The 24,307-nt window shown below is 70.9% G+C and carries 21 protein-coding genes and 1 pseudogene; 15 read left to right on the top strand and 7 right to left on the bottom strand.

Annotation, left to right across the window (positions count from 1 at the left end):
- Positions 1–21 precede the first annotated feature (21 nt).
- Positions 22–288 (top strand): annotated as a pseudogene (locus tag WMF24_RS11855) (dihydrofolate reductase family protein); the annotation flags it as partial.
- Between the two features lie 182 nt (positions 289–470).
- On the opposite strand, the gene WMF24_RS11850 reads toward WMF24_RS11855, so the two are convergent.
- Positions 471–1,088 (bottom strand): helix-turn-helix domain-containing protein, encoded by a 618-nt coding sequence (locus WMF24_RS11850; RefSeq protein WP_437736504.1) that lies wholly within the window; start codon positions 1,086–1,088, stop codon positions 471–473.
- A 629-nt stretch (positions 1,089–1,717) separates the two neighbouring features.
- Here WMF24_RS11850 and WMF24_RS11845 point away from each other — a divergent pair.
- The 6 genes from WMF24_RS11845 to WMF24_RS11820 all read left to right on the top strand — a co-directional run bounded on the left by WMF24_RS11845 (position 1,718) and on the right by WMF24_RS11820 (position 8,240).
- Positions 1,718–2,602: an NAD(P)-dependent oxidoreductase gene (locus WMF24_RS11845; RefSeq protein WP_437736503.1), complete on the top strand. Its 885-nt coding sequence runs from the start codon at positions 1,718–1,720 to the stop codon at positions 2,600–2,602.
- A 494-nt stretch (positions 2,603–3,096) separates the two neighbouring features.
- Entirely contained in the window at positions 3,097–4,218 is a 1,122-nt protein-coding gene (locus WMF24_RS11840; protein ID WP_437736502.1) for a hypothetical protein, read from the top strand.
- Between the two features lie 106 nt (positions 4,219–4,324).
- On the top strand, positions 4,325–5,425 hold the full coding sequence (locus tag WMF24_RS11835) for a hypothetical protein (RefSeq protein ID WP_437736501.1): 1,101 nt from the start codon (positions 4,325–4,327) through the stop codon (positions 5,423–5,425).
- A gap of 57 nt (positions 5,426–5,482) precedes the next feature.
- Entirely contained in the window at positions 5,483–6,052 is a 570-nt protein-coding gene (locus WMF24_RS11830) for an RNA polymerase sigma factor (RefSeq protein WP_437736500.1), read from the top strand.
- The gene (locus WMF24_RS11825; protein WP_437736499.1) at positions 6,049–7,068 is read left to right on the top strand and encodes a hypothetical protein; all 1,020 of its coding nucleotides are present in this window, start codon (positions 6,049–6,051) and stop codon (positions 7,066–7,068) included. Before WMF24_RS11830 ends, WMF24_RS11825 begins: the two co-directional genes overlap by 4 nt.
- Positions 7,069–7,127: 59 nt before the next feature.
- Positions 7,128–8,240, top strand: a complete 1,113-nt coding sequence (locus WMF24_RS11820) for a hypothetical protein (RefSeq protein WP_437736498.1) — start codon at positions 7,128–7,130, stop codon at positions 8,238–8,240.
- 179 nt (positions 8,241–8,419) lie between these two features.
- On the opposite strand, the gene WMF24_RS11815 is transcribed toward WMF24_RS11820, so the two are convergent.
- The gene (locus WMF24_RS11815) at positions 8,420–8,794 is read right to left on the bottom strand and encodes a nuclear transport factor 2 family protein (protein WP_437736497.1); all 375 of its coding nucleotides are present in this window, start codon (positions 8,792–8,794) and stop codon (positions 8,420–8,422) included.
- A 191-nt stretch (positions 8,795–8,985) separates the two neighbouring features.
- Between WMF24_RS11815 and WMF24_RS11810 the strand changes: the two genes are divergently transcribed.
- Positions 8,986–10,041 (top strand): hypothetical protein, encoded by a 1,056-nt coding sequence (locus WMF24_RS11810; protein ID WP_437736496.1) that lies wholly within the window; start codon positions 8,986–8,988, stop codon positions 10,039–10,041.
- Between the two features lie 120 nt (positions 10,042–10,161).
- Here WMF24_RS11810 and WMF24_RS11805 read toward each other — a convergent pair whose 3' ends face one another.
- Positions 10,162–10,320 carry a hypothetical protein gene (locus WMF24_RS11805; protein ID WP_437736495.1) on the bottom strand — a complete coding sequence of 53 codons (159 nt, stop codon included), beginning with the start codon at positions 10,318–10,320 and terminating at the stop codon, positions 10,162–10,164.
- A gap of 590 nt (positions 10,321–10,910) precedes the next feature.
- On the opposite strand from WMF24_RS11805, the gene WMF24_RS11800 reads away from it, so the two are divergent.
- Positions 10,911–12,581 (top strand): glycoside hydrolase family 43 protein, encoded by a 1,671-nt coding sequence (locus WMF24_RS11800; protein ID WP_437736494.1) that lies wholly within the window; start codon positions 10,911–10,913, stop codon positions 12,579–12,581.
- Here the strand turns inward: WMF24_RS11800 and WMF24_RS11795 are convergent.
- The 3 genes from WMF24_RS11795 to WMF24_RS11785 all read right to left on the bottom strand — a co-directional run bounded on the left by WMF24_RS11795 (position 12,566) and on the right by WMF24_RS11785 (position 14,096).
- Positions 12,566–12,727, bottom strand: coding sequence for a hypothetical protein (locus WMF24_RS11795; protein ID WP_437736493.1), 162 nt, complete (start codon positions 12,725–12,727; stop codon positions 12,566–12,568). The genes WMF24_RS11800 and WMF24_RS11795 overlap by 16 nt on opposite strands.
- A gap of 75 nt (positions 12,728–12,802) precedes the next feature.
- Positions 12,803–13,027, bottom strand: a complete 225-nt coding sequence (locus WMF24_RS11790) for a hypothetical protein (protein ID WP_437736492.1) — start codon at positions 13,025–13,027, stop codon at positions 12,803–12,805.
- Between the two features lie 790 nt (positions 13,028–13,817).
- A complete protein-coding gene (locus WMF24_RS11785) occupies positions 13,818–14,096 on the bottom strand; it encodes a hypothetical protein (protein ID WP_437736491.1) in 279 nt (92 codons plus the stop codon).
- Between the two features lie 70 nt (positions 14,097–14,166).
- Here WMF24_RS11785 and WMF24_RS11780 point away from each other — a divergent pair, with 70 nt between their 5' ends.
- The 6 genes from WMF24_RS11780 to WMF24_RS11755 all read left to right on the top strand — a co-directional run bounded on the left by WMF24_RS11780 (position 14,167) and on the right by WMF24_RS11755 (position 22,911).
- Positions 14,167–14,445 carry a hypothetical protein gene (locus WMF24_RS11780; protein WP_437736490.1) on the top strand — a complete coding sequence of 93 codons (279 nt, stop codon included), beginning with the start codon at positions 14,167–14,169 and terminating at the stop codon, positions 14,443–14,445.
- A gap of 395 nt (positions 14,446–14,840) precedes the next feature.
- Positions 14,841–15,716, top strand: coding sequence for a hypothetical protein (locus tag WMF24_RS11775; RefSeq protein ID WP_437736489.1), 876 nt, complete (start codon positions 14,841–14,843; stop codon positions 15,714–15,716).
- 29 nt (positions 15,717–15,745) lie between these two features.
- Entirely contained in the window at positions 15,746–17,989 is a 2,244-nt protein-coding gene (locus tag WMF24_RS11770) for a hypothetical protein (RefSeq protein ID WP_437736488.1), read from the top strand.
- Between the two features lie 115 nt (positions 17,990–18,104).
- Positions 18,105–20,180 carry a hypothetical protein gene (locus WMF24_RS11765; RefSeq protein ID WP_437736487.1) on the top strand — a complete coding sequence of 692 codons (2,076 nt, stop codon included), beginning with the start codon at positions 18,105–18,107 and terminating at the stop codon, positions 20,178–20,180.
- 925 nt (positions 20,181–21,105) lie between these two features.
- Complete coding sequence (ssuE, locus tag WMF24_RS11760; RefSeq protein ID WP_437736486.1) at positions 21,106–21,675, top strand: NADPH-dependent FMN reductase; 570 nt, start codon at positions 21,106–21,108, stop codon at positions 21,673–21,675.
- Positions 21,676–21,771: 96 nt separating this feature from the next.
- Entirely contained in the window at positions 21,772–22,911 is a 1,140-nt protein-coding gene (locus tag WMF24_RS11755; RefSeq protein ID WP_437736485.1) for a sigma 54-interacting transcriptional regulator, read from the top strand.
- Between the two features lie 106 nt (positions 22,912–23,017).
- On the opposite strand, the gene ssuD is transcribed toward WMF24_RS11755, so the two are convergent.
- Positions 23,018–24,157: an FMNH2-dependent alkanesulfonate monooxygenase gene (gene ssuD, locus WMF24_RS11750; RefSeq protein ID WP_437736484.1), complete on the bottom strand. Its 1,140-nt coding sequence runs from the start codon at positions 24,155–24,157 to the stop codon at positions 23,018–23,020.
- Between the last annotated feature and the right edge of the window lie 150 nt (positions 24,158–24,307).

Below are 24,307 nucleotides of genomic sequence, written 5' to 3'. Positions count from 1 at the left end.
CGCGACGTCGTCGCCGGCGTCGCCGGCCTGAAGCAACGCTACGAGCGCGAGGTGCAAGTGCACGGCAGCGCGGGCCTCGCGCAGGCGCTGCTCTCGCACCGCCTGGTCGACGAGCTGCACGTGCTCACGTTCCCGGTCGTGCTCGGCGCCGGCACGCGCCTCTTCGAGCGCGTCGCGCCCACGGCCTTCGAGCTCAGGGCCACGCGCACGACCGCGCGAGGCGTCGTCGTCAACACCTACCGGCGCGCGGGCGAGCCGACGTTCGGCTCGCTCCGGCTCGACGATTGAGCCGCCCCGCGCGACGCCCCGGCCACGCGCGTCGACATGCGTCGCTCGCGCGGCGGGCCGGCGCGCCGCGGCCTCACGCCGGCTCGGCGGGGAAGGCGACGAGGATCGAGCGCGCCCACAGGGCGATCCCTCCTCGGGATCGACATCGGGAGCATCGCAGCCCGAGACACCGTCTCTGCTCTTTACGCGGCCGCGCTCCCGCGACGGGCTGCGCCGTTCCCCCCTTCGGTGAGCTTCGCTTCGTGCTTTGCGATCCACTTGCGGAGCCGTTGCGACAGAGGTGACCGTCCGTTCTCGTAGTTGGCGACCGAGCTGCGCGCGAGGCCGAGCTTCCCGGCGAGCTCGGCCTGCGAGAGTCCGAGCTTCTCGCGAAGCACCTTCAGCGACGTCGCGCCCGTCGCCGCTTGCTCGCGCGTCGGTGCGCTCGGAGGGCGAGGCGGCACGACCTCGATCGCACGCACACCCCGCTGTGCGCGCTCGACCCCCACCGGCGGCGACTCGGTGCGGGCGCCTTCCGACGCGGCGCGTCGCGCCACGGTCGCCCGGACGCTCGTCGCGCTCCCCACCAGCCCCTCGCCGCAAAACGGGCAGTACTTGAACGCGAGGACCTTGCCCGAGTCCGTGCGGAGCTCGACGCCTTGGATCGAAGCCGGGAGCCCTTGCGCGCGGCGCTCCTCGCTCGACCACCCGTAAACAACCGTGAGCCCGGGCCCCTCGTGATTTACCGGCAGACCGGCCTGACTCATCTCGAGGCAGACCGTCCTGCCATCGCGTGTGCACTGTCGTCCGATGATGGGCATTGTCATCTCCTAGCTTCGAAGGGGGTGCGAGCGCAGGCCTACCCGGTCGAACTTTTGCGCAGTACTGTTCACGTGTCAAGGTAGAGATGAACCGAGTGCGTCAGACGAGGCCTGGGCGGGGGATCACGGGCCGTCCGGGTGACGAGGCAGCCGCGGCGGCTTGATCTGCGCTGGCGCGTCCTTTCGCAGCTCACCCCCCACAGCGCACAGCTGCCCGGCAGCTGCTCGTTTCGGCGCTCGTTTCCGCGATGGACCTCGGCAGAGAACCTGCGCGCCCGCGCCGGGGTGCAGGCGGCAGCCCTCGGCGTCTCGAAGGCCTGCCCGGCGCGCCGCGACTCGCCAGCCCGCCGTCGCGAGCGCACGGGCGACCTCGCCCCGCTTGGTCTGTCGACCCCACCGCACGCCGCCGCACAGAGCACGCAGCCCCGAGCCTCCCCGGGATGCTCATGACCTCATGTACGCGACACGGCGCCGGCGGCGAGCGGTGTGACTGACACCCCGCAGGCGCGGTGGAGCCCTGTGCACAGCGCGCTGGGATTCACCTTGACAGCCTATGAAGCCTGAGGTGGCATCAGCCGGTGGTCTCCAGGCATCTGCGCAGGTGATCACAGGGAAGAGGAGATCAGATCTTGCCGCACAAAGAGACCGTATCCATCGTTGGTCTGGGTCAGATGGGCGCCGCGCTGGCGCGCGCCTACATCAACGCAGGTCATCGGGTGACCGTATGGAACCGGACCCACAGCAAGGCAGAGCCGTTTCAGGGCCAGGCGAAGGTGGCGGCGACGCCCGAGCAGGCGTGCAGCGAGAGCGACCTGACGATCATCTCGCTGCTCAACTACGAGGCAAGCGACCAGGTCCTCCGCGCTCCCCTCGTGGCCGAGGCCGCGAAGGGCCGGACGATTGTACAGCTGACCAGCGGCACGCCCAACGACGCCCGCAGCGGGGCGGCATGGGCGTCGGACCTCGGAATCAACTACCTGGACGGATGCATCTTGGCTTACCCCAGCTACATCGGCGGTGAACAGACGCCGGTGTTCTACTCGGGTCCCAGGGAGCTCTACGACCGCCACGAGCCGACGCTGCGCGTCCTCGGCGGGGCCACCTCCCACGTCGGCGAGCCGATCGGGGCCGCGGCAGCGCTCGACTGCGCTCTCCTGGAGAGCTTTTACGGCGCCACGCTGTCGTTCCTGCACGGGGCGGCCATCTGTGCGTCGGAGAAGTTTCCCCTCGACGCGTACTTCGCCAGGTACCAGGCGATCATGCCGCTCATCTCGATCACCGCCGACATGTGCAAGAAGATGCTGTCGACCGGCGATTTCAACGGGACCGACTGCACGCTGGACATTCACACCGGCGCACTCGAGCACATCGCGCGTCTCAGCCGGGAGAACAACATCGATCGGCGCATCCCGGAGCTCATCCTGTCCTACTACAAACGGGCGTTGCAGCTCGGCCACGGCGCCGATGAAATGGCCGCCGTGTTCAACGCCATCCAGGATCAGGCCCGCGGCTGACCCGCGGCGCGGGGCCCGCTCCTGCCGATACGATAGCCCGTAAAGGGGTCCGAGGGGCCCCCGCTCCAGCCGCCCTGGCCGAGCCCGAGGCGGAGCCCGGCGCCGGATGAGGCCGCCGAATTCGACCTTCCCATCGTCGGGCACCGCGGCCTCCGGATCGCGCTGTAGGAGAAAATAGTCGCCATACCACCGTCCTGTGGCATGAGGCGGTCGAGCGGGCGGGCGGGGCAGACCATAAGAAAAATAATCTGAAGGATCGATCCCCGCGGCGGCATCAAGAGCACGAACAGAAGCTCCCGCCGCCAGGCAGCCCAAGTCGGTCGCATCGCGTCGCTGCTCCTCGCCGCCCTGTGTCCGTAGGGCTCCTCGGCGCACCTGGCTGCACCAACGTCGGCCGCCTGGCTCGGTCCGGCTTTGGTCGGCGATTCAGCACGACGGAGTTCGACATGAAATTCTACATTATCATTGCTTCGTCAGTTCTTCTTTCGGCGTGTATGGGAGAGGTGGACGACGTCTCCACCAAGGGGACGGACGGCAACTCCGCCTCCGTCATCGGAGGCGCTGCCGATGCGCCTGTCGACAGCGCGCCGCTTTCGGGGGAGCGCCCTCCGACGCGCGAGGAGGCCGAAGCGATCCTCGATCGCGTGGTCGCGCTCTACCAGGACCACGCCGCGGCCGCGAATCCGGCAGGTACCCACAAGATCTCGTGGAGGATCAACTGGGACAGCGATGCGGTCAGCGCCAGCGTGCAGCTCAAACCGGGGGAGGACTGGACGATTCAGGTGACCAGGGGATGGCTCACGGCCCCGAGCATGACGACGGAGGTGTTCGCGCTCACGATGTGCCACGAGATGGGGCACTTCATCGGCGGGTTCCCGTTCAAGACCAACCGCGGCGGGGACAGCGCCGGCGCGCTGGGCACGTCGATCTCCTCCGAGGGGCAGTCCGACTACTTTGCCACGAAGGATTGCTTGCCGCGGCTGTGGGCGAATGAAACCGAGGCGAACGCCGCGGCGTTCGCCGAGCTCGACCCTTCCGCGCGCGAGCGTTGCACGACGGCCTACAGCGACCTGGCGAGCCAGCAGCTCTGCGGCCGGATCCTGCGCGCCAGCCTGCAAACGGGGCGGTTGTACGAGGAGCAGGAGGTGCTCCAGGCCCCGAGGGAGCTCGTCTACCCGCGGCTCGACACCCCGGACACGACCGAGGCCGCGGTGACGAAGGAGGGCCATCCTACGTCCCAGTGCCGCCTCGACACGCTCGTCGCGGGCGCCGTGTGCAGCGTCAAGGCGACGGGGACGGGGATCCCGGGGTTCGTGCCGCCGTACGCCGAGTACAGCGATGCGAGCGAAGAAGCAGCGCGCCCGTTCGCGTGCCAGACCGGCCCCGGAGCCCGACCGAGGTGCTGGTTCCAGCCGGACACCGTGGCCACCGACTGCTCCGGGCTCGGTGAGGCAGCGTGCGTCGTCGAGGACGGGGTACACGGGGTCCGGTACTGCGATACGACGTTCGGCGTGAGCTATTACTGGTGCTTCCAGGACGAGGTGTGCAAGACGAGCAGCGACGGTTTCTCGGACTGCTATGCTGCCGACGTCGATCCCGAGGAGGGCTCTCCCTGAGCGCGATCGACCGGTTCGGACTGCGTAGAGCCCACTGACCTGACGCAGCTCCGGCCCCATTTTCCCCTTCTTGACGGCCTCGACGATCGAATGGATAAGCTGCCGCATGAGACCCGCGGCGCTCGCGCTCCTCGTCGGGGCCGCGCTGGGCACCTTCGGTCGTCCTGCCGACGCGGGACCGCGCACCTCGTCGCTCGCGTGGGTGCGGATGCCTGGGGCCGAGGCGTGCATTGACGCGCGGACGCTCGCGCTCGCCGTGGAGCGGCGGCTCGGGCGGGTCGCGTTCGTGCCGCCCACCCTCGGCGAGGTGGCCATCGAGGGGCGGATCGAGCGCTCGCAGGAGTCCGGCGTCTGGCGGGCGACGATCCGGGTGTTCGGCGCGGGCGGGGCGGCGATCGGGTCGCGGGAGATCGAGGCCGCTCACGTCGATTGTCGGGCGATCGACGATCAGCTCGAGCTCGTGATCGCGTTGCTCGTCGACCCCGACGCGTCGCTCCTGCTCCCCCGCGCCGCGGGCAGCCCGGCCGGCAGCTCGCCCGCGAGCGTCGGCGGGGGAGCGCCGGCCGCGAGCGCCGGCGGGGGAGCGCCGCGCGCGGCGGTGCGGCCCGCCCCGCTGCCCCCTGCCGCGCACGCGGCCGCCGCGCTTCCGGCGTGTCCGCCCGTCAGCGCGGCGCCGAGCGCATCCTGGCGGGTGGGGGGCGCGGTGGAGGCGGTGGGCGGGCTCGGGCTCGTGCCCGGGCCCGCGAGCGTCGGGGTCGGGGTGCGCGCGCACGCGACGCCGCCGCGCGGGCCGGGCTTCGCGCTGGGCGGCGTGCTGTGGGCGAGCCCAAGCGTCCGCGCGGCGCCGGGATCGCCGGCGTTCTCGCTCGCCTACGGAAGCCTGTCCGTGTGCCCCATCGAGATCGTGCGCGGCGAGACGGCGCTCTCGGGCTGCGCCGGCGCGATGCTCGGATCGCTGCGCGTCGAGGGGCCCGCGGTGCCGAGCAGGTTCCGCCACGAGCGGCTCGTCTTCGATCTGAACCTCGACACGCGCGTGCGGCGGCGCTTCGTTGGGCCGCTGTTCGGGGCCGTCGGGCTCGGGATCGCGGTGCCGACCGTGCGAGATGTCTATTTTTACACCGACGCCGCGGGGGCGCGGCACGACATCTTCCAGGTGTCGCCGGTATCGGCCATCCTCGACCTCGGCCTCGGCCTCGAGCTGCCGTGACCGGGCCGCGTCGATTGTCTCAAAACGCGTCCGCCGCGCGTCCACTCACCCCAGCGCATGCCCCTGCTCGCCACCGCGCGCGAAGGCCGGCCGCGCGCGATCTCCGCGCCGGGAGGGCCGGTCCCGTCCTTCGAGCAGCTCTTCTTCGATCACGCGCCGTTCGTCTGGCGCGCGCTGCGGCGGCTCGGCGTCCATGAAGCCGACGCGGAGGACGTCTGCCAGGAGGTCTTCATGATCGTCCACCGGCGCCTCGCGAGCTTCGAGGGGCGATCCTCGGTCCAGACCTGGATCTATGGAATCTGCATCCGGGTCGCGGCCGATTACCGCAAGCGCGCCCACCGGCGCCGCGAGTCGACGCACGCCGAGCTGCCCGACCAGGTAGCGCCCGAGGACCCGCACGGGGCGCTCGAGGACCATCAGGCGCGCGCGCTCCTCGACGCGTGCGTCCAGATGCTCGACGACGACAAGCGCGCGGTGTTCGTCCTCTTCGAGCTGGAGGAGCTGCCGATGACGGAGGTCGCCGAGGCGGTGGGCTGCCCGCTTCATACGGCGTACGCGCGGCTCTACGCGGCGCGCCGGGTGATCGAGGCCGCCCTGCGGCGCGCCACGGCCAGGAGGATGCCTTGAGCAAACCGAAGGATCCGCCGCGGCTCTTCGATGCGTCCTCGGACACGACCGACGCCGTACGCGCCGTCTTGCGCGCGGGTCAGCGCGAGCTCCCCGGGCCATCCGACCTCGCCCGCCTCGCCGCGCGCCTCCCGCTCGGGCCGCTCCCGCCGCCGGGCGCCTCGCCCCCGGGCGCCTCGCCGGCGGGTGCCTCGCCGCCGGGCGGCTCGCCGCCGGCCGGGGCGCCCCAAGCCACGTCGCCCCCGGGCGCCTCGCCGCCGGCCGGGGCGCCCCAGGTCGCTTCGCTGCCCCCGCCGCCTCCGCTCGCGCCCGGGCACCTCGCCGCGGCCGCCGCGGGGCCTTCCGTGGCCTCCAGCGCGCTCCTCGGCGCGCTCCTCGGCCTCGGCGTCGTGGGCGGCGTGTGGTGGCGCGACGCCGCCACGCCGCCGCGCGCCGCCGCCACGGCCCCGCGCGACGCCGCGCCCAGCGCCGTCGCGAGCGCCGCCGGGCCGAGCGTCGCCGCGCCCAGGCCCACCCCCGCGCCGCCCGCGGAGCCCGGCCTCGACGGCGCCGGACCCGCTGGATCGGAGCCCGGTCGCGGCGCAGCGCGCGAGCCCGCGAGCGCGCCGCACGACGATCTCCTCCCGCGCGCGCGCACCGCCGCGCCGCGCGCCGGGGGGGCGGCGCTCCGCTCGCCGGGCGCGCCGAGCGGCGGGGCTCCCCCGAGCGCGAGCCCTCCCCCCGCCGGCGCCGCCGACGAGGCGGAGACCGAGGTCCAGCTGCTCCATCGCGCGCAGGACGCGCTCGCCACCGACGCCGGCTCGGCCCTCGCGCTCACGCTCGAGCACGCGCGGCGCTTCCCCACAGGCGCGCTCGGTCAAGAGCGCGAGATCATCGCCATCCGCGCCCTGCTCGCCCTCGGCCGCGCGGCCGAGGCGCGCGCTCGCGCCGCGAGCCTGCTCGAGCGGTTCCCCGGCTCCGCGTACCGCGGCAGGCTCGAATCGCTCGGCCTCGAGGGATCACCTCCAAAAAATTGAGCCGGTCTCTCCACGTACCCGGTGACCGCACGACGCGGTCCCTTCGATGGAGATGACCCATGTCGAACCGCTTCTCCTCGCGCGCCTCGCTGCCGGCGCGCGCCGCGAACCTCTTCCTTCTCGCCGCGCTTGCGGCGACCGCGCCGCTCGTCGGCGGCTGCGGGATGGTGCTCCAGATTGGCGACGAGTCCAGCGGCGGTGGTGGTCCCGAGCCCGGGACGGGCGCGGGCGGCTCCCCGCCGGGCACCACCGCCGCGACGGGAACGGGCAGCGGAGGCACCACCGAGACGGGCACGGGCGGCTCCCCGCCAGCCGCCAGCGGTGTGGGGGGCGGCGGGGACACCACCGCGACGGGCGCGGGCGGGACAGAGGAGATCCCGCCCGACCTCTGTCCGGGCGGCGTGGAGAGCGACGATGAGCGAGAACCGACGTCGGAAGAGCAGTGTCAGGAGATCGGGGCGGTGCTGAAGGCCGAGCACGACACGGCCCTCCAGGGCGCGGAGCTCGCCGTCGCGCCGCTCGCAGGAACCTGGGTGATCGGCAGCGGCCCCGAGCGCGTCGAGCTCGTGCTCGACGCGCAGGGCCAGGGCACGCTCCTCTTCGGGGAACCGACGGACCTCCCTCCGATGTCCGACCCTGACGAGCTCTACCTCACGAACAGGGCGGCGAACGACGCCGAAGATCTCTTCGGGCTCGATCACCTGAAGATCCACCCTGGTTTCAGGTACTCCGTCGTCGCCGAGAGCGGCCGCGGCGGCGAGATGTCGTTTCACATCTGGGTCGTCGAGGTGTGGGAGGGCTGGTGCGCAGCGCAGACGCCCGTCCCCTCCCCGTACTCGCGCCACTGCCACGCCTGCATGTACGACGAGGGGCGCTACACCTTCATCAGCAGCAGGTCGGCCTGCGAGGTGCCGCCGGGCTGCTACGCGGGCCACACGCTGGAGGAAGACAAGCTCGTGGATTGCGGTCGCCTCGAGCTCTGCGTCTTGCCCAACTACAACGTGTGCAACTGCACCGGCGACGAGTGCTTCGCCAACCTGGGAGGGAGCCAGAACCAGCTCACCGTCTACCCCTACACCGTGACGCTCGATCCCGCCGACGCGACGATCCTCCGCCTCAAGAGCCTGTCGGAGCTCGACGGCAGGACTTACTATCTCGACAAGCAGCCGTAGGCCCGGCGCTGGGGGGCCTGCGCCGGAGGCGGCGGGCTCAAGAGCGCGACGCGGTGTTGCGCGCCCGAGCGAAGGACGACCGGGGCTGCCGGCATTCACCGGGTGCAGGCGAACGACAGCGCGATGAGATCGAGTCGTACCCGCCGTGTTACAGGTAGATGGCCTCTACCGGCCGTTCGTCAGGCGTCCGCAGCGTCACGTAGAGGGCCGGCGAACGTGAGCAGGAGCGAGATGCGGCCCGCAGGGTCTACCTCTCCTGCGTCGAAGAACTCGAAATTCTTGCCATCGCTACGTTCGACGACCGAACGGAATCGAAACGTGGTGTTCCCCGTGTCGATGACGCTGAGCACGCGGACTCGCACGAGCAGCGGATCCTCGAGCAGCTTCGCGATCTCGTCAGCGACCGCTGCTCGCCCTCGGATCTCGCGGCTGCGCGAGACGACGCGCCCGTCAGCCGCAAAGCACGCATCGAGCATCGCTGCCCGCTTCTCTGGATCCCGCTCGCTCGCCGCGTCGATGTAGGTCTTCACCGCGGCGTCGACAATGCTTCCCATGGTGGGGCCAGGAGATCCAACCGCGCTCCGAAAGTCAACCTCCTCGCGGTGGCCGTCCCACCAGGTGACGCCCGTCCGGGCCCACGCCTGGCCAGAACACCGACATCGAGATCCAGGAAGCGATCGACAGGGCCAAGGCAGAGATTCAAGCGGCCCTCGGCGGAGCCTCGTCCCCGCCGGACAAGGCCGCCGTGGTGCGGCTGGGGCCCGGCGTCTTCAAGCTGGGGAAGACCATCCAGCTCGACGGTGCCGTCTCGCTGTTCGGGGCGGGCATGAGCGCCACCAGGCTGGAGTGGGACCCTCGCGGGCCGGACGGACAACCCATCATCGACGGTAGCCCGGCCATCAAGGTCCACAATCACTCGCGTTACGAGGCCGGCAACTTCGAGCTGTTGAACAAGCTGCCCTCCACGGGCACCCCGGATCCGCAGAAGAATCGGCTGAGCTTCCCCGCAAACGCCAATCGCGCCGGGACCGGCCTCCTCCTCACCGGCACGGGCTTCGGCACCCGGGGGCACACGGCGTTCTGGCGGAACGTCAACCTGCGCAATTTTCACATCGGGATGCAGGTGGGCGAGGTAGGCCCGGGCGTTCAGGTCGCGAACAGCGAGCTGAAGTTCGTGAACCTGGAGGCGAGCTACAATGACATCGGCGTGCTGCTCCGGGACTACAACACGCTGAACATCAATTTCGACATGGTGTCGATGGCCTACAATCAAACCGGCCTGCTCGCCGTCGAGGCCAACTCCGTGAGCGTGTACGGCGGCTCGGTCGGCTACAACGGAATCGACTTCAGCTTCACCCCTGGCGGGGCGTTCTCGGTGCGCGACGTCCGCAGCGAGCACTCCGGGTGGTTCGTCTTCGCCTCCGGGACCAGCGCGCCCACGCCCGTCACGATCGACGGCTGCAAGGTCGCCGCGTCGGAGCCCGACCCCGATCCGAGCCATCCCCCCCTGTCCATCCGGACCAACGGCGGCGCGCTGCTCAACATCCGTGGTTGTCTGCTCGCGCGTCCCATCGGCGTCGCCGTTCCAGCAGCTGGCCAGAGCCTGGTGCTCGTCGGGAACTCCATCGGCGGCGAACAGCCCTTCCTTCCTTATTACGCGGCAGGGATGAACGGCCTGCGGTACGTGTCGCTCGGCAATGTCCGCACCAACCAGCAGTTCGAGGTGCTCGGGTTTCACCCGTACGAGGTAGGCCACGTATCAGGCGGCCAGAAGGTATCGACCCTCTTCCCCATCCAGTAGCCGCGCCCGAGGGGCGCCGGCTCGGCTCTGGGGTGTACATCCGCGCGAGGCTCGAGGAGCCGCACCGATGGTGCCTTGCAGCTCGCCTTGGCGCTGTCGATATCGCCCTTCTTGGCCCTCTCAGCGCCTTCCTTCGAGATCGCGATCCACCTCGACCGATGCGGGGACGTCCGCCGTCCCGCCCGCGGCCCATCCTGCGCCAGCAAAGCCGACCGCAAAGCCGCCGGCAAAGCCAATGCTGACGCTCATGATCATGGCCCCCATCAGCTTGATGCTCATCGACATTGGCGTCTCCTGGTCCGGTGAAGGGCAAGCTCGACTACCCCATCACAGCCCCAAATGTGAACGTTCACAGGTGCGACGTCAATCCAGATCGGCCGAGGATGGGCCGAGCTCCTGGCGCGGAGCGCGCGCTCCAGTCGCCGCGCGTAAGAGGCGACACTTGGGACGCCCACAACCTGCGGCATCGGGCGCCAGCCGTCCTTGCGCAAGGCCGCCATCGAGCGCCGACCCTCCCTGCGCAGGTCGGCATCGAGCGCATCGGGCCAGCGATCGCCGCGGTCCGGCGCCCGCCCCCGGGTGACGCGGCGCTCCGGAGGAGCCCGCCAGCGTCGTCCTCCCTCCGGGATCGAGCATCCCGCTCCGGCCGGTCGATTGGGTTTGACATCAGAAATGTGATCGTTCACATTTCGAAGGGGGTATACTTGTGCTTTGCCCTGGGTAGGTCGTCCTGCGCGCCTTTGCGCGGGCTATCCGCCCATTGGATGGGCGCCTTTGTCGAGTCAGCACCAGGGGTGCGGGGCGCCAGCAACTCGCTCGCGAGAGGATTCAACGTGCGCCTGATCACAACGTGGTACCGAGCAAGAAGAATGACCCTTACGGCGATGGCGCTGGCCATCGGCGCCGCGCTTCCGTCCCCCGCTCGGGCGGACAACCCGATCGTGCAGACCTTCTACACGGCCGACCCCGCCCCCATGGTGCACGAAGGCACGTTGTATCTCTACACGTCCCACGACGAGGACGTCTCGGTGAACAACTTCTACACCATGAACGACTGGAGGCTCTACTCCACCACGGACATGGTCAACTGGAGGGACCACGGTTCGGTGGCGAGCTACAGGACCTTCCGCTGGGGGACCGGCGACGCGTGGGCGCCGCAGGGGATCGCCAGGAACGGCAAGTACTATCTCTACGTGCCGCTGAACAACGCCACCGGCGCGAGGATCGGCGTGGGCGTGTCGGACAACGTGGCAGGACCGTTCATGGACCCGCTGGGAAAGGAGCTGGCCGCGACCGGATCCGGCAACATCGACCCGACGGTGTTCGTCGACGACGATGGACAGGCGTACATGTACTGGGGGAACGGCACCCTCCGGTACGTGAAGCTGAACTCGGACATGATCAGCACCTCGGGGAGCATCACCAACGTGCCGTTGAACGGCTTCACCGAGGGGCCGTGGCTCTACAAGCGAGGTTCGCTGTACTACCTCGTCTACGCCGCCATCTCCGGGACCGAGAAGATCAGCTACGCGACCAGCAACAGTCCGACCGGGCCCTGGAGCATCCGCGGCGACATCATGGACGCCGGGCGCACCTACACCAACCACGCCGGCATCGTCGACTACAAGGGGCACTCGTATTTCTTCTATCACAACAGCGCATTGCCGGGCGGCGGTGACTTCAAGCGCTCGGTCTGCGTGGAGGAGTTCACGTACGGGGCCGACGGCAGCATCCCGAAGATCACGATGTCCACGAACGGACCGTCCGCCGTCGACACGCTGAATCCGTTCAGTCAAGTCGAGGCCGAGACGATCGCCTTCTCGTCCGGTCTCAAGACCGAGGCGTGCACCGACACCGGCGGCGGCATGAACGTCACGTCCATCAGCAATGGCGACTACATCAAGGTGAAGAACGTCGACTTCCTGGACGGCGTGACCTCCTTCGAGGCTCGGGTGTCGTCCGCGGCCGGCGACGCGAAGATCGAGCTCCGCCTCGACAGCCAGAACGGCACGCTGCTCGGGACGTGTGACGTCTCGGGCGCGTCGTCCTGGACCACCAAGACCTGCACGGTCAGCGGGGGCAGCGGGAAACACGACTTGTTCCTGAAGTTCGTCGGTGGCGGCGGCGACCTCTTCAAGTTCAACTGGTGGCGGTTTACCGGCCCCACCACGCCGGATGGCGAGGGCGGCGGAGGCGGCGCCGGCGGCAGCGCCGGCGCCGGGGGCACGATGTCGGGCAGCGGCGGCTCGGTCGCCGGAGGCACCGGCGGAACGACCGACCCCGCTGGCTCGGGCAGCGGCGGCAGCGCCGATCCCTCCGGTGGAGCGGGCGGCGGTGGCGACGCCGCCGGCGCTGGTGGTCGCGGGGACAGCACGCAGGCTGCCAGCGGCTCGGGTGGGAACGGCGCGGACGGCGCCGACGCCGACGGCTCGTGCGGTTGCCGGACGGGCGCGAGCGCTGGGCACGGCGGATTCGCCGCCGCTCTCTCGCTGGTCGCTTCTGCGCTCGTCCTTCGGCGCCGGCGTCAGCGCTTGTCCTGAAGGTCGTCCGAGGGGGGTGCATCGGAGAAGGCGCCTGCTGGAGCGACAACCGGGTTGAACCCGCCTGAAACCAGCAGAATTTCGAACCGCCAGGGCGCCAGGGTGTTGTCGTCGTCTCGGCGCTTCACCCGTACGAGATCGGCCACGTATCAATCGTCCAGAAGGTATCTCTTCCCCATCCGACGGGGTTGAAGAAGCTCGGCGTCGTGATGCGCCGTGTGTCATGCCTCGTCGTCCTCCAGCGCCCCCTCACGCGAAAGCACCTCTGCCAGCGCGTCGTCCACCGCGGCCCGGACACGGCCCGCGCGTCGGACGAGATAGCTCTCGACCAGGGCCACCTGCGCCTCCTCGCCGAGACGACCGAGCGCATCGAGCGCCGCGCCTTCGGCCTCGCCACCTCCGGATCCAGCGCGCGCCGTCCCTGGCGCCCCGAACCCGTGGAGCATCCCGGGGGCCTCCACCTGCTATGCTCGTCAGGGGGGTGCTCGATGGCCCAGGTCGCGCCTGCAACCGACGAGATCGCCGAGGAGCTCTCGAGGATCAGCCGAGCTGTGCTCCTCGTGCGGCGCCCCGGGAGCGTCAGCCGAGCTGTGCTCCTCGGGGAGGAGCCTGATCCGATGAGCGTCGCTCTCCAGCGCAGCCTGGACGAGGTCGACGCGTTGCTCGCGCGGTGTCCACGCCGCGCGGAGGCGAGGCTGCTTCGAGACCGGATCGCGGACGCATTGCGACGGCTCAGGACTGTAATTTGCTGCTTCGGCGGTCGCTCGATGCTCGAGCGGCACCGGCTGCAGGCGCCTCCGCCCAGCTTCACCGGCCGCGAGGGAGAGCTCGGCGAGCTGATGCAGCATGCGGATCCCTGGGGCCCGCTGATCTGCGGGCCGGGCGGGGTGGGAAAGCCCCCCGGAGACGTACGTCGATCGGCTGCGGGACGCCCGGGGTCGATACGAGCAGGTCGACGCGGCGCTCGGGGTGACCCACGGTCTCCTCGCGCCTGTCCATGAGATGCTGTGGGCTCGCCTGAGCGTCGTCTCGTCCTTCTTCCCTGTCGATCGCGCGCTGTCGATCACCGCGTTTCCCGCGCTCCACGCGCTCCTGCGCGACCTCCAGGCCTGCGCCATGCTCGACTACAATCCGGCGACGAGGCTCTACAGCATACCTCGCGCGGCGCGGAGCTTCGCGGCGTCGCGTCTGACCGAGGAAGACCGCGACGAGACAGAGCGTCAGCTGAGCGCCGCGTCAGCCGGTCCCCCGACGAGACCGAGCGGCCGATTTCTGTCGCTCGAGCATCGGGATCACGTGCTCGGCGTCGCCCGCCGCGCGGGATATCGGCGCGCCGAGGTGTTTTACCTGGAGAGGATGGCGGACTGCGAGGCGCCTGCCGCTGTGCAGTTCCTGCAGCAGGCGCTGGCGATCTGCTGGGAGATCGGCGATGGCCCCGCCGAGCGCCGGATCTTGTTCAAGATGATCGGGCTCTACGAGCGCATGGAGGATCACCGCAGCGTCCTCGAGCTCCATGCGCACGCCCTGGTCGTCCTCCGCGGGCTCGGTGACCGGAAGGAGGAGCTCCGGATAACGAGGGAGCTCTTTGCGTTTCTACGCGATGCTCCGCAGATCGAAAGAGCGCGCTGTCGAGCTCGGGGAGCGCGCCGTGGCCCTCGCGCACGAGCTCGACGACCTGGAATCGGAGCGCCACCTGCTGAAGGAGCTGGGCAGGCTCTATCTGGTTCACAAGGAGACGCACCGCGCGGCCGAGGTCTACGAGCGCCTCCTCGCCGCCACCGGCGAGGTTCGTGGCACCGTCCCTCGGGGTCGCATCGCCCCGCCGCCCAACTCGATGTACAGGCGCTTCGCCAGCTCGGATTGATGAACCGCGACCGACGCGCCCAACGCGACCGACGCGCCCAACGCGACCGACGCGACCGACGCGACCGACGCGCCCAACGCGACCGACGCGACCAACGCGACCGACGTGACCGATGAACGGTGGCCCACCACAATGCTTGAAAGGCGCGCACGATCCGTGTAGCGTGAGCACACTGGCCCCAGGTCACGCCTCCGCAAGGACGGGACTTACAAGGGGACAAGAAGCTCTTCGCGACGAATCGGCGGTCGGTAGGGCGCGTGCAGCGGCTTTGCGCTGCGCGCGCCCTACCGGGTGGCCAGCTATTTTGTACTCATGAGGTGAACATGGCGATGCTGCGCGCGAGCCGACAGCTCCGGGCGGGAGCTATTGGGCTCCTTTGTTTGTTCACGAGCGCCTTGTCGCTCTCCTCGTGCATCGACGGCGGGTCTCCGAGGACGAGGGAACGACCGACGCTCCGGATCCTCCCGGAGGTGACGTGCTCGTCCGAGTCGCCGCGGCGCGTCTATGTGCTTCTGGAGCTGCGCCAGCCTGATCTCGGCGAGGCTCCCTTGAGGCCCGTCGTTATTTATCTGAGGGCCGACGGCGCGACGGTGGGCATGCTCCCGGGGCCGACGTTCTGCGAGGCGCCGAGCGACGGCGCCGGGGCGGCCGGCGGCGGTGGCGGCGCGGCGGGCGACGCGGCCGGGGATGGCGGCGCGGCGGGCGACGCGGCCGGGGATGGCGGCGCGGCGGACGGCGCGGGCGGCGGCGGGGGCAGCGGTCCCGGGGACGAAGGCGTCGGAGCAGGCGAGGCAAACCTCGTGATCCCGAGCGCGGCGCTCCTCGTCAACGACGCCGCCGGCACGCGCGATTTCGCGTTCCTGCTTGAGCTGCCCGATGGGAAAGACCTCGTCTCGATCTACGCCACGGCGTATTCGCACGAGGGCAAGCCCGGTGATTGCGAGGGCTTCAACCTGCGGCCGATCGCGGTAGGCCGCCAGGAAATCGAGCGAACCTGCGGGCGCGACGGAGCTGATGACGGCGAACAGGGCGGAGGTGGTGAGGGAGGCAGCCAGGGGAGCGCCGGCGGCGAGGGCGGCGCTGGCGCTGGCGGCGGCGGCGAGGGTGGCGCTGGCGGCGGCGAGGGCGGCGCTGGCGGCGGCGAGGGCGGCGCTGGCGGCGGCGAGGGCGGCGCTGGCGGCGGCGAGGGCGGCGCTGGCGGCGGCGAGGACGGTGGCGGTGGCGGAGATGGCGAGGGTGGTGATGGCCAGGCGGGCGGTGACGGGAACTAGCCGGTGAGCGAAGCGAACACCGAGGGACGGTGAACATCATGAAGCGAGTGTTTGGGATAGCTCTTGTTTCGATCGCTGCGTGCGGAAGCCTGCTGCTGGCCCCCCCCAGAGCCGACGCGGCACCGCAGCCCGCGCCAACGTCCGGACCGCCGGCGAATCCCGCCTATGCGCTCTTGGATGTCTCCTGCGACGCGAAGACAGGTCAGCTCGTCGTCGCGAAGGGCGCGACGCTGGCGGGGGACGCCGAGAGCTACTACGTCCGGCGAAATTGCCCCGGCCGTAAAGGCGCTGAGCTGCTCGCGAACCGCGAGCCCCTCACGAAGAGCGACTGCCCCGCGGGGGCGGCGCCTCCGGCTGCGGCCGTGGGCGACCCCAACCTGATCGAGTGCTTCGAGCTCGAGAAAGAGGCGCTCCCGGTCAACGACGAGCGGCCGTCGACGCTCTGGCTCTCCTCGCGCGAGGACGACCCCCAGACAGCGATCGCGCTCACCCGCGCGGACAAATCCGGCCCGATCCAGATCGGCCCGCCGACGTGGACCGTCGCGCTCGAGCTCAACTACGCGCCCGACGGCACGCTGCACCTCGTCCACCCGAAGACGTTCGCGCGGAAGCAGAAGGGCTCGCGGTATGCGGTCGCGGTCTACAACATGCCGACCAAGACCACCAGTGTGTTCATCGAGGGCGAGCAGGCCTTTCCGGCCGAGTGCAAGGAACAGGAGGCGGACACCGCCACGTGCTTCGACGTCCCGATGCTCGATGGCGTCGGCGCCGGGTACAAGACCCAGCTTGATTTTTCCACGACCAGCGCCGGGGCGTTCACGAGGATAGCCCTCCAGCTCGACGCGAGCGACCGCATCCGCTCCACGCTCGCGGCCAGCGCGTACGATTACCTTCAGGCGATCAGCGCCGCGTACGAACAGGCGAAGAAGAGGATCAAGCGGCAGAAGCTGGTCGACTGCCTCGACAGCGGCAAGACGGACATCCCGCGAAACCTCTATTGCCCGATACAAAACTTCGCGATCCTGTTCTTCGATGAGACGGGCGCCTCGCCGTTCGCGCTGGAGCGCGTCGACGAGGACGACGAGGTCGTCATCGTGGTGGTCCCCCGGAACGGGATGCCCATCCAGGAGCTCACGCTGACGACCTGCGGCAACGCCGATCAGGCCCGGGTCGCCGGCAGCATCGTCGCGGTCAACGCTGCGTCGGCCCAAGGAACCGACGCGCTGGGTCGTGGGCCTCAGAGCGTCGACAGGCAGAAGGAGAAGATCGAGCAGACGACCAAGGAGGTTGGCGAGCAGAAGGCCGAGGCAAAGAGGAACCAGGAACGCGCGGCGGATCTGGACGCCAAAGCAGCGCAGCTCTCAACGCCGGTCGCGGGGAAGGCCGATGCCAACGCGCTGGCCGAGAAGCTCGATGAGCTCAGCCGCGATCAGGCGCTGACAGACGATCTGCAGGACGAGCAGACCAATGTCAAAGCCATCAATGAGAGAATCGCGTCCAGCAAGAAGAAAGAGATCTCGGATGACGACAAGAGGGAGCTGAACGCCCAGCGGGAAAGCGCCCAGAAGGACATCCTCGCCGAGCGGTACAGCTACGAGCAGAAGGCGCTGAAAGCAGAGAAAGACGCCGCGAGCGCGGCGCGCGAAGTCCGTACCCTCCAGGCCCAGCTTCAGGCGAACACCGCCGTGCGCATGCTCGTCGCCAAGCACTGCGCGTCGCCGAGGATGCAGCTCACGGTGCGGGGTGAGGGGCAGACGCAATCATCGCAGATCTCGATCGACACGCTCCCGATCTACCGGTTCTCGGTCGGCCTCGCGCTGATCGCCGATTTTTCGACCAAGGTGGAGTACCGCTCCACATCGGTGAGGGGAGAGACGGTCCCCGTGATCCAGAGGTCCGCGGAGACCCAGGGGCTCGCCCCGCCGATGCCGTTCATCGCCTGGCGGCCCAGCGGGACCAACATCGAACGGAAGCGTGACTGGAATTCCTGGGAGGGGTTGGGCATAGGGGTCGGCATCTCCCTGGTGGAGCCGCTCGATCACCTCTATCCCGGCGTTTTCTACGAGCCCGTCCCCGGCTTCGGCCTGCTCGTCGGGTTGCACTGGCAAACCGTGCCGGAGCTGACCGGCGGCTACGAGGAGAACGATCGCGTGCCGGCGGGGGAGATCGGTGTGGAGCGGAAATGGAAGGCGGGGCCCATGCCTTTCGTCGGTGTCAACCTGGATGCAGCTCTGTTCCTGAAGCTGGTCGGCGCCGTCGGCACCGGCCGGTAGCGTGCGCGTACAGCCACGCTGCGCGCGCTGGTTGACGTGGACCCCCTCCCGAGGAGCGCCCTGTTCGCCCCCCCGCGCGGGAACCATCGCAGCGACGCCGTGTCGCTCCCCTCGCATGTTCACCTTCCGCCCCCGTCCGCGCTCCTGCCGCGCTGCCGTCCGGCCGGCGCCCGCGGCCGCGCTGACCGCCTCCCCTCGCCTCGCCGGTGCCGTCCTCGCCGGCGCCGCGCTGCTGCTCGCCGCCGCGGGCGCCCGGGCCGACGGCCTCGACACCGTCGAGGGCACCGAGACGAATGCGCTCGTCGAGCAGGAGCACCGCATTGCGCTTCGCCTCGACCGCGGGCACGCCGAGCTCGTCGTCCAGCGCACCGTCGTCAACGGCGGCCCGCGCCACGATCAGGCGCTGTTCCTGCTCAACATGCCGCGAGGCGCGGTCGCGACCGGGCTCGCCTCGCTGGGGCTCAAGGACGGACGACCGTCCTGGTTCCGCGCGGACCTCATGGAGGCCGAGGCCGCCGCCGCGAGGTACATGGAGCTCACCGGGGTCGCGGGCTACCACCCAAAGGGTGCGGCGCTCCTCTCGTGGCGGTCGCAGGGCTTCCTCGCGCTCCAGGCCTTCCCGTGCGCGCCCGGCCAGCCAAGGACCGTCGCGTACACCGTCCGCGTGCCCACGGCCTACCGCGAGGGCCGCCATCACCTCACCTTGCCGCGCGTGGGGACCGAGACCCTCACCGCCACCGTCGTGGTCTCCGCGGCGCGCCCCGGAGATCGCCTGTTCCTCGACGGCAAGCCCATCTCCCCCGGCGCCACCTTCCAGCTCGCGCAGGACGAGACCGACCTCGCCCTCGCCCCGCGCCCCTCGCTCGCGCTCGACGGCGCGTTCTCCTCCTCGTCCCTCGGCAGCGGCCGCGCGCTCGTCGCGCTCCGCGTCGACGCGCCTCTCCGCCTCTCCGAGCCGCCGCGCAACGCCCGCGTCGTCGTCCTCCTCGACGCCTCGCGCTCGCTCCCCGAGCGCGACGGCGCCGCCGCCCTCGCCGCCGCCCGGGCCTATCTCTCCCATCTCGACGGCTCCCTCGTCGAGGTCCTCACGTTCGACCGCGAGGTCCGCCCGCGCCACGGCCGCTTCGTCCCCGCCGCCCGCGCCGCCGCCGACCTCGACGCGCTCGTCCTCCCCCGCCGCAACGGCAGCCGCCTCGACGACGCCCTCGCCCGCGCAGACGCCCTGCTCGCCGCGACGCCCGCGGGCCTCCCCCGCCGCATCCTCGCGCTCACCGATCTCCGCGCCCGCTCCGCGCTCACGCCCCGCCGCCTCGGCGCGATCGTCAAGAGCGGCGCGCTCGTGCACGTCGGTGTCGTCGGCGAGGGCGCGCCGGACCTCACGCGCAACGAGCACCCCTTCGCCGCCCCGGTGCGCGCGACCGGGGGGCTCGTCTGGACCGCGCGCGCGAGCGCCAGGCCCGGCGACGCCGGCGCCATGCGCCGCGTTTACGAGGAGTGGGTTCGCCCGCTCCGCATCGACCGCCTGGACGTGGAGCTGCCCGGCGTCGACCCCTCGGAGGTCGGCTTCGGCGAGCAGCTGCCCGAGGGCAAGGGCCTGGAGCTGCTTCGCCTCCACCGCGGCCGGGTCGCGCGGGCGGTGCTGACCGGCGAGCTCTGGGCGCGGCCCATCCGGCGCGTGTTCATGCCGGACCCGGCGCACGGCCGGCTCTGGTCTGCGCTCGTGTTCGGCTCCGAGCTCCTCGATTCGCTCACCGAGCCGGAGATGGCCGTCCTCGCCTTCCGCGGCGGCGCCGTCTCGCCCGTGACGAGCTACGTCGCGAGCGCGCCCGGAGAGCGCCCCATGACCCTGAGCCTGGGAGGCAGCGCGGGAGGAGGATCCAGCACCTGCGAGGGGCTCGGGGGCGGCCTTGGCCATGGCGGCCCGACGGGGAGCGGGAGCTCGTTCGACCATCGCGCGTACCTCCGCGCCGCGCTGCAGCGGGCGTTCGGCGGCTGCCCGCCGGGGCCGAAGAGCGCGCGCGTCACGCTCGAGACCACGGTGGACGAGGTGGTCGACGTCCCCGCGGTCAGGCTCGCGGGGAGCGATGCCGAGGCGGTGCGGCAGTGCCTCGGCGAGGCCGCTTGGTCGCTCGCGCTCCCGGGGGAGTTCAGGGAGCAGCTCGCCAGCTATGACATCGAGGTCTCTCGCTGAAGCGTCCTTCTATCCCGCTCCTGTGCGCCATGGCCGAGCAGGGCTACCGCGTCGTCGTGCGCACGGCGCGCGCTCGGATGGTGCCGGACTCTGGCCGAAAGTGCGGGACTTTGGGAACCGCCAAGGCGCCAAGGAATCTCAATAATTTGGCGTTCTTGGCGTTCTTGGCGTCCTGCCGGTTCGAAGCGCTGCGGCCTGTCTACGGAGAGTCCCGCACCACCTGCACCGCAGCCTGACCCGGACCGTTTCCGGTGCCTCGGTGGCTGCGCCGCAGCCTTGCCCGGACCGTTTCCGGTGCCTCGGTGGCTGCGCCGCAGCCTTGCCCGGACCGTTTCCGGTGCTCCGAAGGCTGCGCCGCAGCCTTGCCCGGACCGTTTCCGGTGCTCCGAAGGCTGCGCCGCAGCCTTGCCCGGACCGTTTCCGGTGCCCCGAGGGCTGCGCCGCAGCCTTGCCCGGACCGTTTCCGGTGCCCCGAGGGCTGCGCCGCAGCCTCTCGCAGACCGCTTCCGGTACCGCGAGGGCTGCGCCGCAGCCTCGCCCGGGCCGTGTCGGCCGAGGTTGGCGAGGATACCTCCAGAGATCGCGATCTCGCTCGCCGGCAAGATTGCAGTGAAGGCCGGTGAGGACGCCTCCAGGGTGCGAGGCAAGCGCTCCAGCCGCTGACGATTGCATGAAGGACCCGCACGCTCAGGACATCCACTGGACAGGTGGCATGAACGACCCGCACGGAGCAGCTCGAACCAGCGACAGACGATCTGCCCCACCGCCGGTCCGCACCATGGAGGGACATGTGGGTGACGACGATCGCGCGCAGGTCCACCACGCCGTGAGCTGCCCGGCGCCGGTCCAGCCAGCGCCGTCTCCCATGACGGACAACTCGTCCGTTATGATGGACAACGGGCGCTGGTCTTGTTATGTCGCCCCCATGTCGACCATTGCCATCATCACAGGGAGCGTCTCCGCGCGCTCCAAGACGGCGGCGCTCGCGGGCCGCGTCGCGGCGCGGCTCGGGCGTGAAGGGTTTCGCGTCGCCACCGTCCATGTTCGTGACCTGCCCGCGGAGGATCTCCTCTTCGGGCGCGTCGATTCGCCGGCCATCGCCGAGGCGACACGCGTCATCGCCGAGGCGGCGGGGGTTGTCATCGCCACGCCCATCTACAAGGCCTCGTACACGGGCGCCCTCAAGGCGCTGCTCGACCTCTTGCCGCAGTTCGGGCTCGCCGGGAAAGCGGTGCTGCCGCTCGCGACGGGGGGCACGCTCGCGCACGTGCTCGCCATCGATTACGGGCTGCGGCCGGTGCTCCAGTCGCTCGGCGCACGGCACGTGCTCGCGGGGCTGTTCCTCCTCGACAAGGCGCTGCGCCTCGGCGAGGACGGGCTGCTCGAGATCGATGATGAGCTCGGAAACAAGCTGGAAGAGGTCGTGAGGCCGTTCATCGACAGCGTGGTCCGCGAAGGCCTGGCGCTCCCGGCGCGCGAGGTCGCAGCAGCCTGAGGTCGGGCCGGGGAGGAGGGCGGCGCCCTTCGATTCGTTGCTTGTGCATAGCAGGATTCGCGCCAGGAAGTCCGCTGGCGCTTCGAGGTGAAACCCATGCGCTTGCTCACCCTCCCCACCCCGCAATCGACGACCCCGACGACCGAGCGCGCCAGGGCGCTCGTCTTCGAGGACCCGAGATCGCAGCAGCTCCTCCAGCGCGTGAAGCAGGTCGCCTCGACCGACACGGCCGCGCTCCTCACCGGCGAGCTCGGGACCGGAAAGGAGATCCTCGCGCGGCACGCGCACGAGCTCGGCGCGCGCCGCGACAGGCCCTTCGTCGCCGTCCGGTGCGGGGCGCTGTCCCCCTCGCTGGCCGAGAGCGAGCTGTTCGGCGACGAGCAGGGGAACGGGCCGCGAAAGCGCGGCCTGTTCGAGGCGGCCCACGGCGGCACGCTCTACCTCGACGAGGTCGGGGACCTGCCGCCCGGCGCGCAGGCGAGGCTGCTCCGCGCGCTCCAGGAGCGCGAGGTGCTCCGGGCCGGATCGCGCAAGGCGACGCCGGTCGACGTGCGGGTCATCGCCGCGACGAGCGTGCCGCTCGAGAGCGTTGTCGCCGCCGGCGGGTTCCGCGAGGACCTGCTCGCCAGGCTGAGCGGCGCGCACGTCGCCGTGCCGCCCCTGCGCGAGCGGCCGGGCGATATCCTGCCGCTCGCGCGCTATTTCGCCGGGCTGTCCGGGCGGCGGTCCGGGGCCGCGCCGTGCGCCCTCGCGTCGTCCGCGGTGGAGCTGCTGCTCGCGCACACGTGGCCAGGCAACATCCGCGAGCTCGAGCACGTCATCCACCAGGCGTCGCTCGTCTGCCGCACAGGCCGCGTGACGAGGGACGACCTGCGCTTCACGAGCCTCCACCCGAAGGCGCCGGCGTCGCCTGGCGCCCCGTGCACCGTCGACGGGCTGATGGCCACGCTCGAGACGACCATCGCCGCGCTCTTCGAGGGCGGCTGTCCCAACGTGCACCAGCGCGTCGAGGAGATGGTGATCCGCGCGACCTACCGCCGCTGCGAGCGCAACCTGGGGCAAACGGCGGCCCGGCTCGGCGTCAGCCGCGACCTCGTGCGCACGCGCCTGCTGCAATCCGGCGAGATCGCGACGCCGCCCGCCTCGGAGCCTCCAGCTTCCCTCCCGGCAGCTCCGCCCTCCAGGACCGGAGAGGCGCTGGCGGCGGTGAGAGGGCTTCTGGCGCTCCACTCCTGATCGCACACCGCCACCGCGGATACGCGCCGCGCTGCAATCGCAGCGGATACGCGCCGCGCTGCAATCGCAGCGGATACGCGCCGCGCTGCAATCGCAGCGGGCCGGCTCAGCTCTGCGACCGCTGGGGGAGGATGTCGTTGGCGATCACCTCGCCGAACGGCCCCGTGAGGTTGGGGCGGACGTCTGGCCCCTTCTGCGCGATGGAGAGCCGCGGGAAGAGCAGCTCGGCGACGCGATAGGCCTCCTCGAGGTGCGGATAGCCGGACAGGATGAACGTCTCGATCCCGAGCTCCGCGTACTCGCGCATGCGGCGCGCGACCGTCTCCGGGTCGCCGACGAGCGCCGTGCCGGCGCCGCCGCGCACGAGCCCGACGCCGGCCCACAGGTTCGGGCTTATCTCGAGCGCGTCGCGCCGCCCGTTGTGCAGCGCCGCCATGCGCCGCTGGCCCTCGGAGTCGAAGCGCGAAAACGCCTGCTGCGCCGCGGCGATGGCGCGGTCGTCGAGGTGGCGAATCAGGTCGTTCGCCGCCGCCCACGCCGCCTCGGCGGTCTCGCGGACGATGACGTGCATCCGGATCCCGAAGCGCACCTCGCGCCCCTCGGCCGCCGCGCGGCGGCGCACGTCCGCGATCTTCTCGGCCACGGCCGCCGGCGGCTCGCCCCAGGTCAGGTACACGTCGTGGTGGCGCGCGGCCAGGGCGTGCGCCGCGGGCGACGAGCCGCCGATGTAGAGCGGCGGGTGCGGCGCCTGGATGGGCGGATAGAGGACCTTCGCCCCCTTCACGCGCAGGTGCTTGCCCTCGAAATCGACCGTCTCGCCGGCCATGACGCGGCGCCAGATGGTGAGGAACTCGTCGGTCACCGCGTAGCGCTCGTCGTGCCCGAGGAAGACGCCGTCGCCCTCGGACTCCGCGGGGTCGCCGCCGGTCACGACGTTGAGGAGCAGCCGGCCGCCCGACAGGCGATCGACCGTCGACGCCATACGGGCAGCCCACGTGGGCGAGACGATGCCCGGCCGCAGCGCGACGAGGAACCGGAGCCGCTGCGTGAGCGGGATCATGGCCGACGCGACAGCCCACGCGTCCTCGCACGACCTCCCCGTGGGGAGCAGCGCGCCGTGATAGCCGAGGTCGTCGGCGGCCTGCGCGATCTGGCGGAGGTACGAGAGCGAGACGGGGCGCGCCCCCTCGGCGGTGCCGAGATACCGGCCGTCGCCGTGCGTCGGGAGAAACCAGAAGACGTTCATGAACAGATGAGCTCCTCGCCCGCGCATCGCCGGGCCGGAGGCCCGCAAGCACGCCCCGCGCCGCGGCCGCGGAGCCATGCATCCGCGCGCGAGCGCAGGCCGGATCCGCGCGCCAGCGCAGGCCGCCGCGCCCGGGATCCCCTCGCGCGC

This window comes from Sorangium sp. So ce1335, from assembly GCF_051521615.1.
Classification (GTDB): domain Bacteria; phylum Myxococcota_A; class Polyangia; order Polyangiales; family Polyangiaceae; genus Sorangium.
The sequence above is the reverse complement of the archived record's forward strand: the minus strand, read 5'-3'. Positions and strand labels throughout refer to the sequence as shown.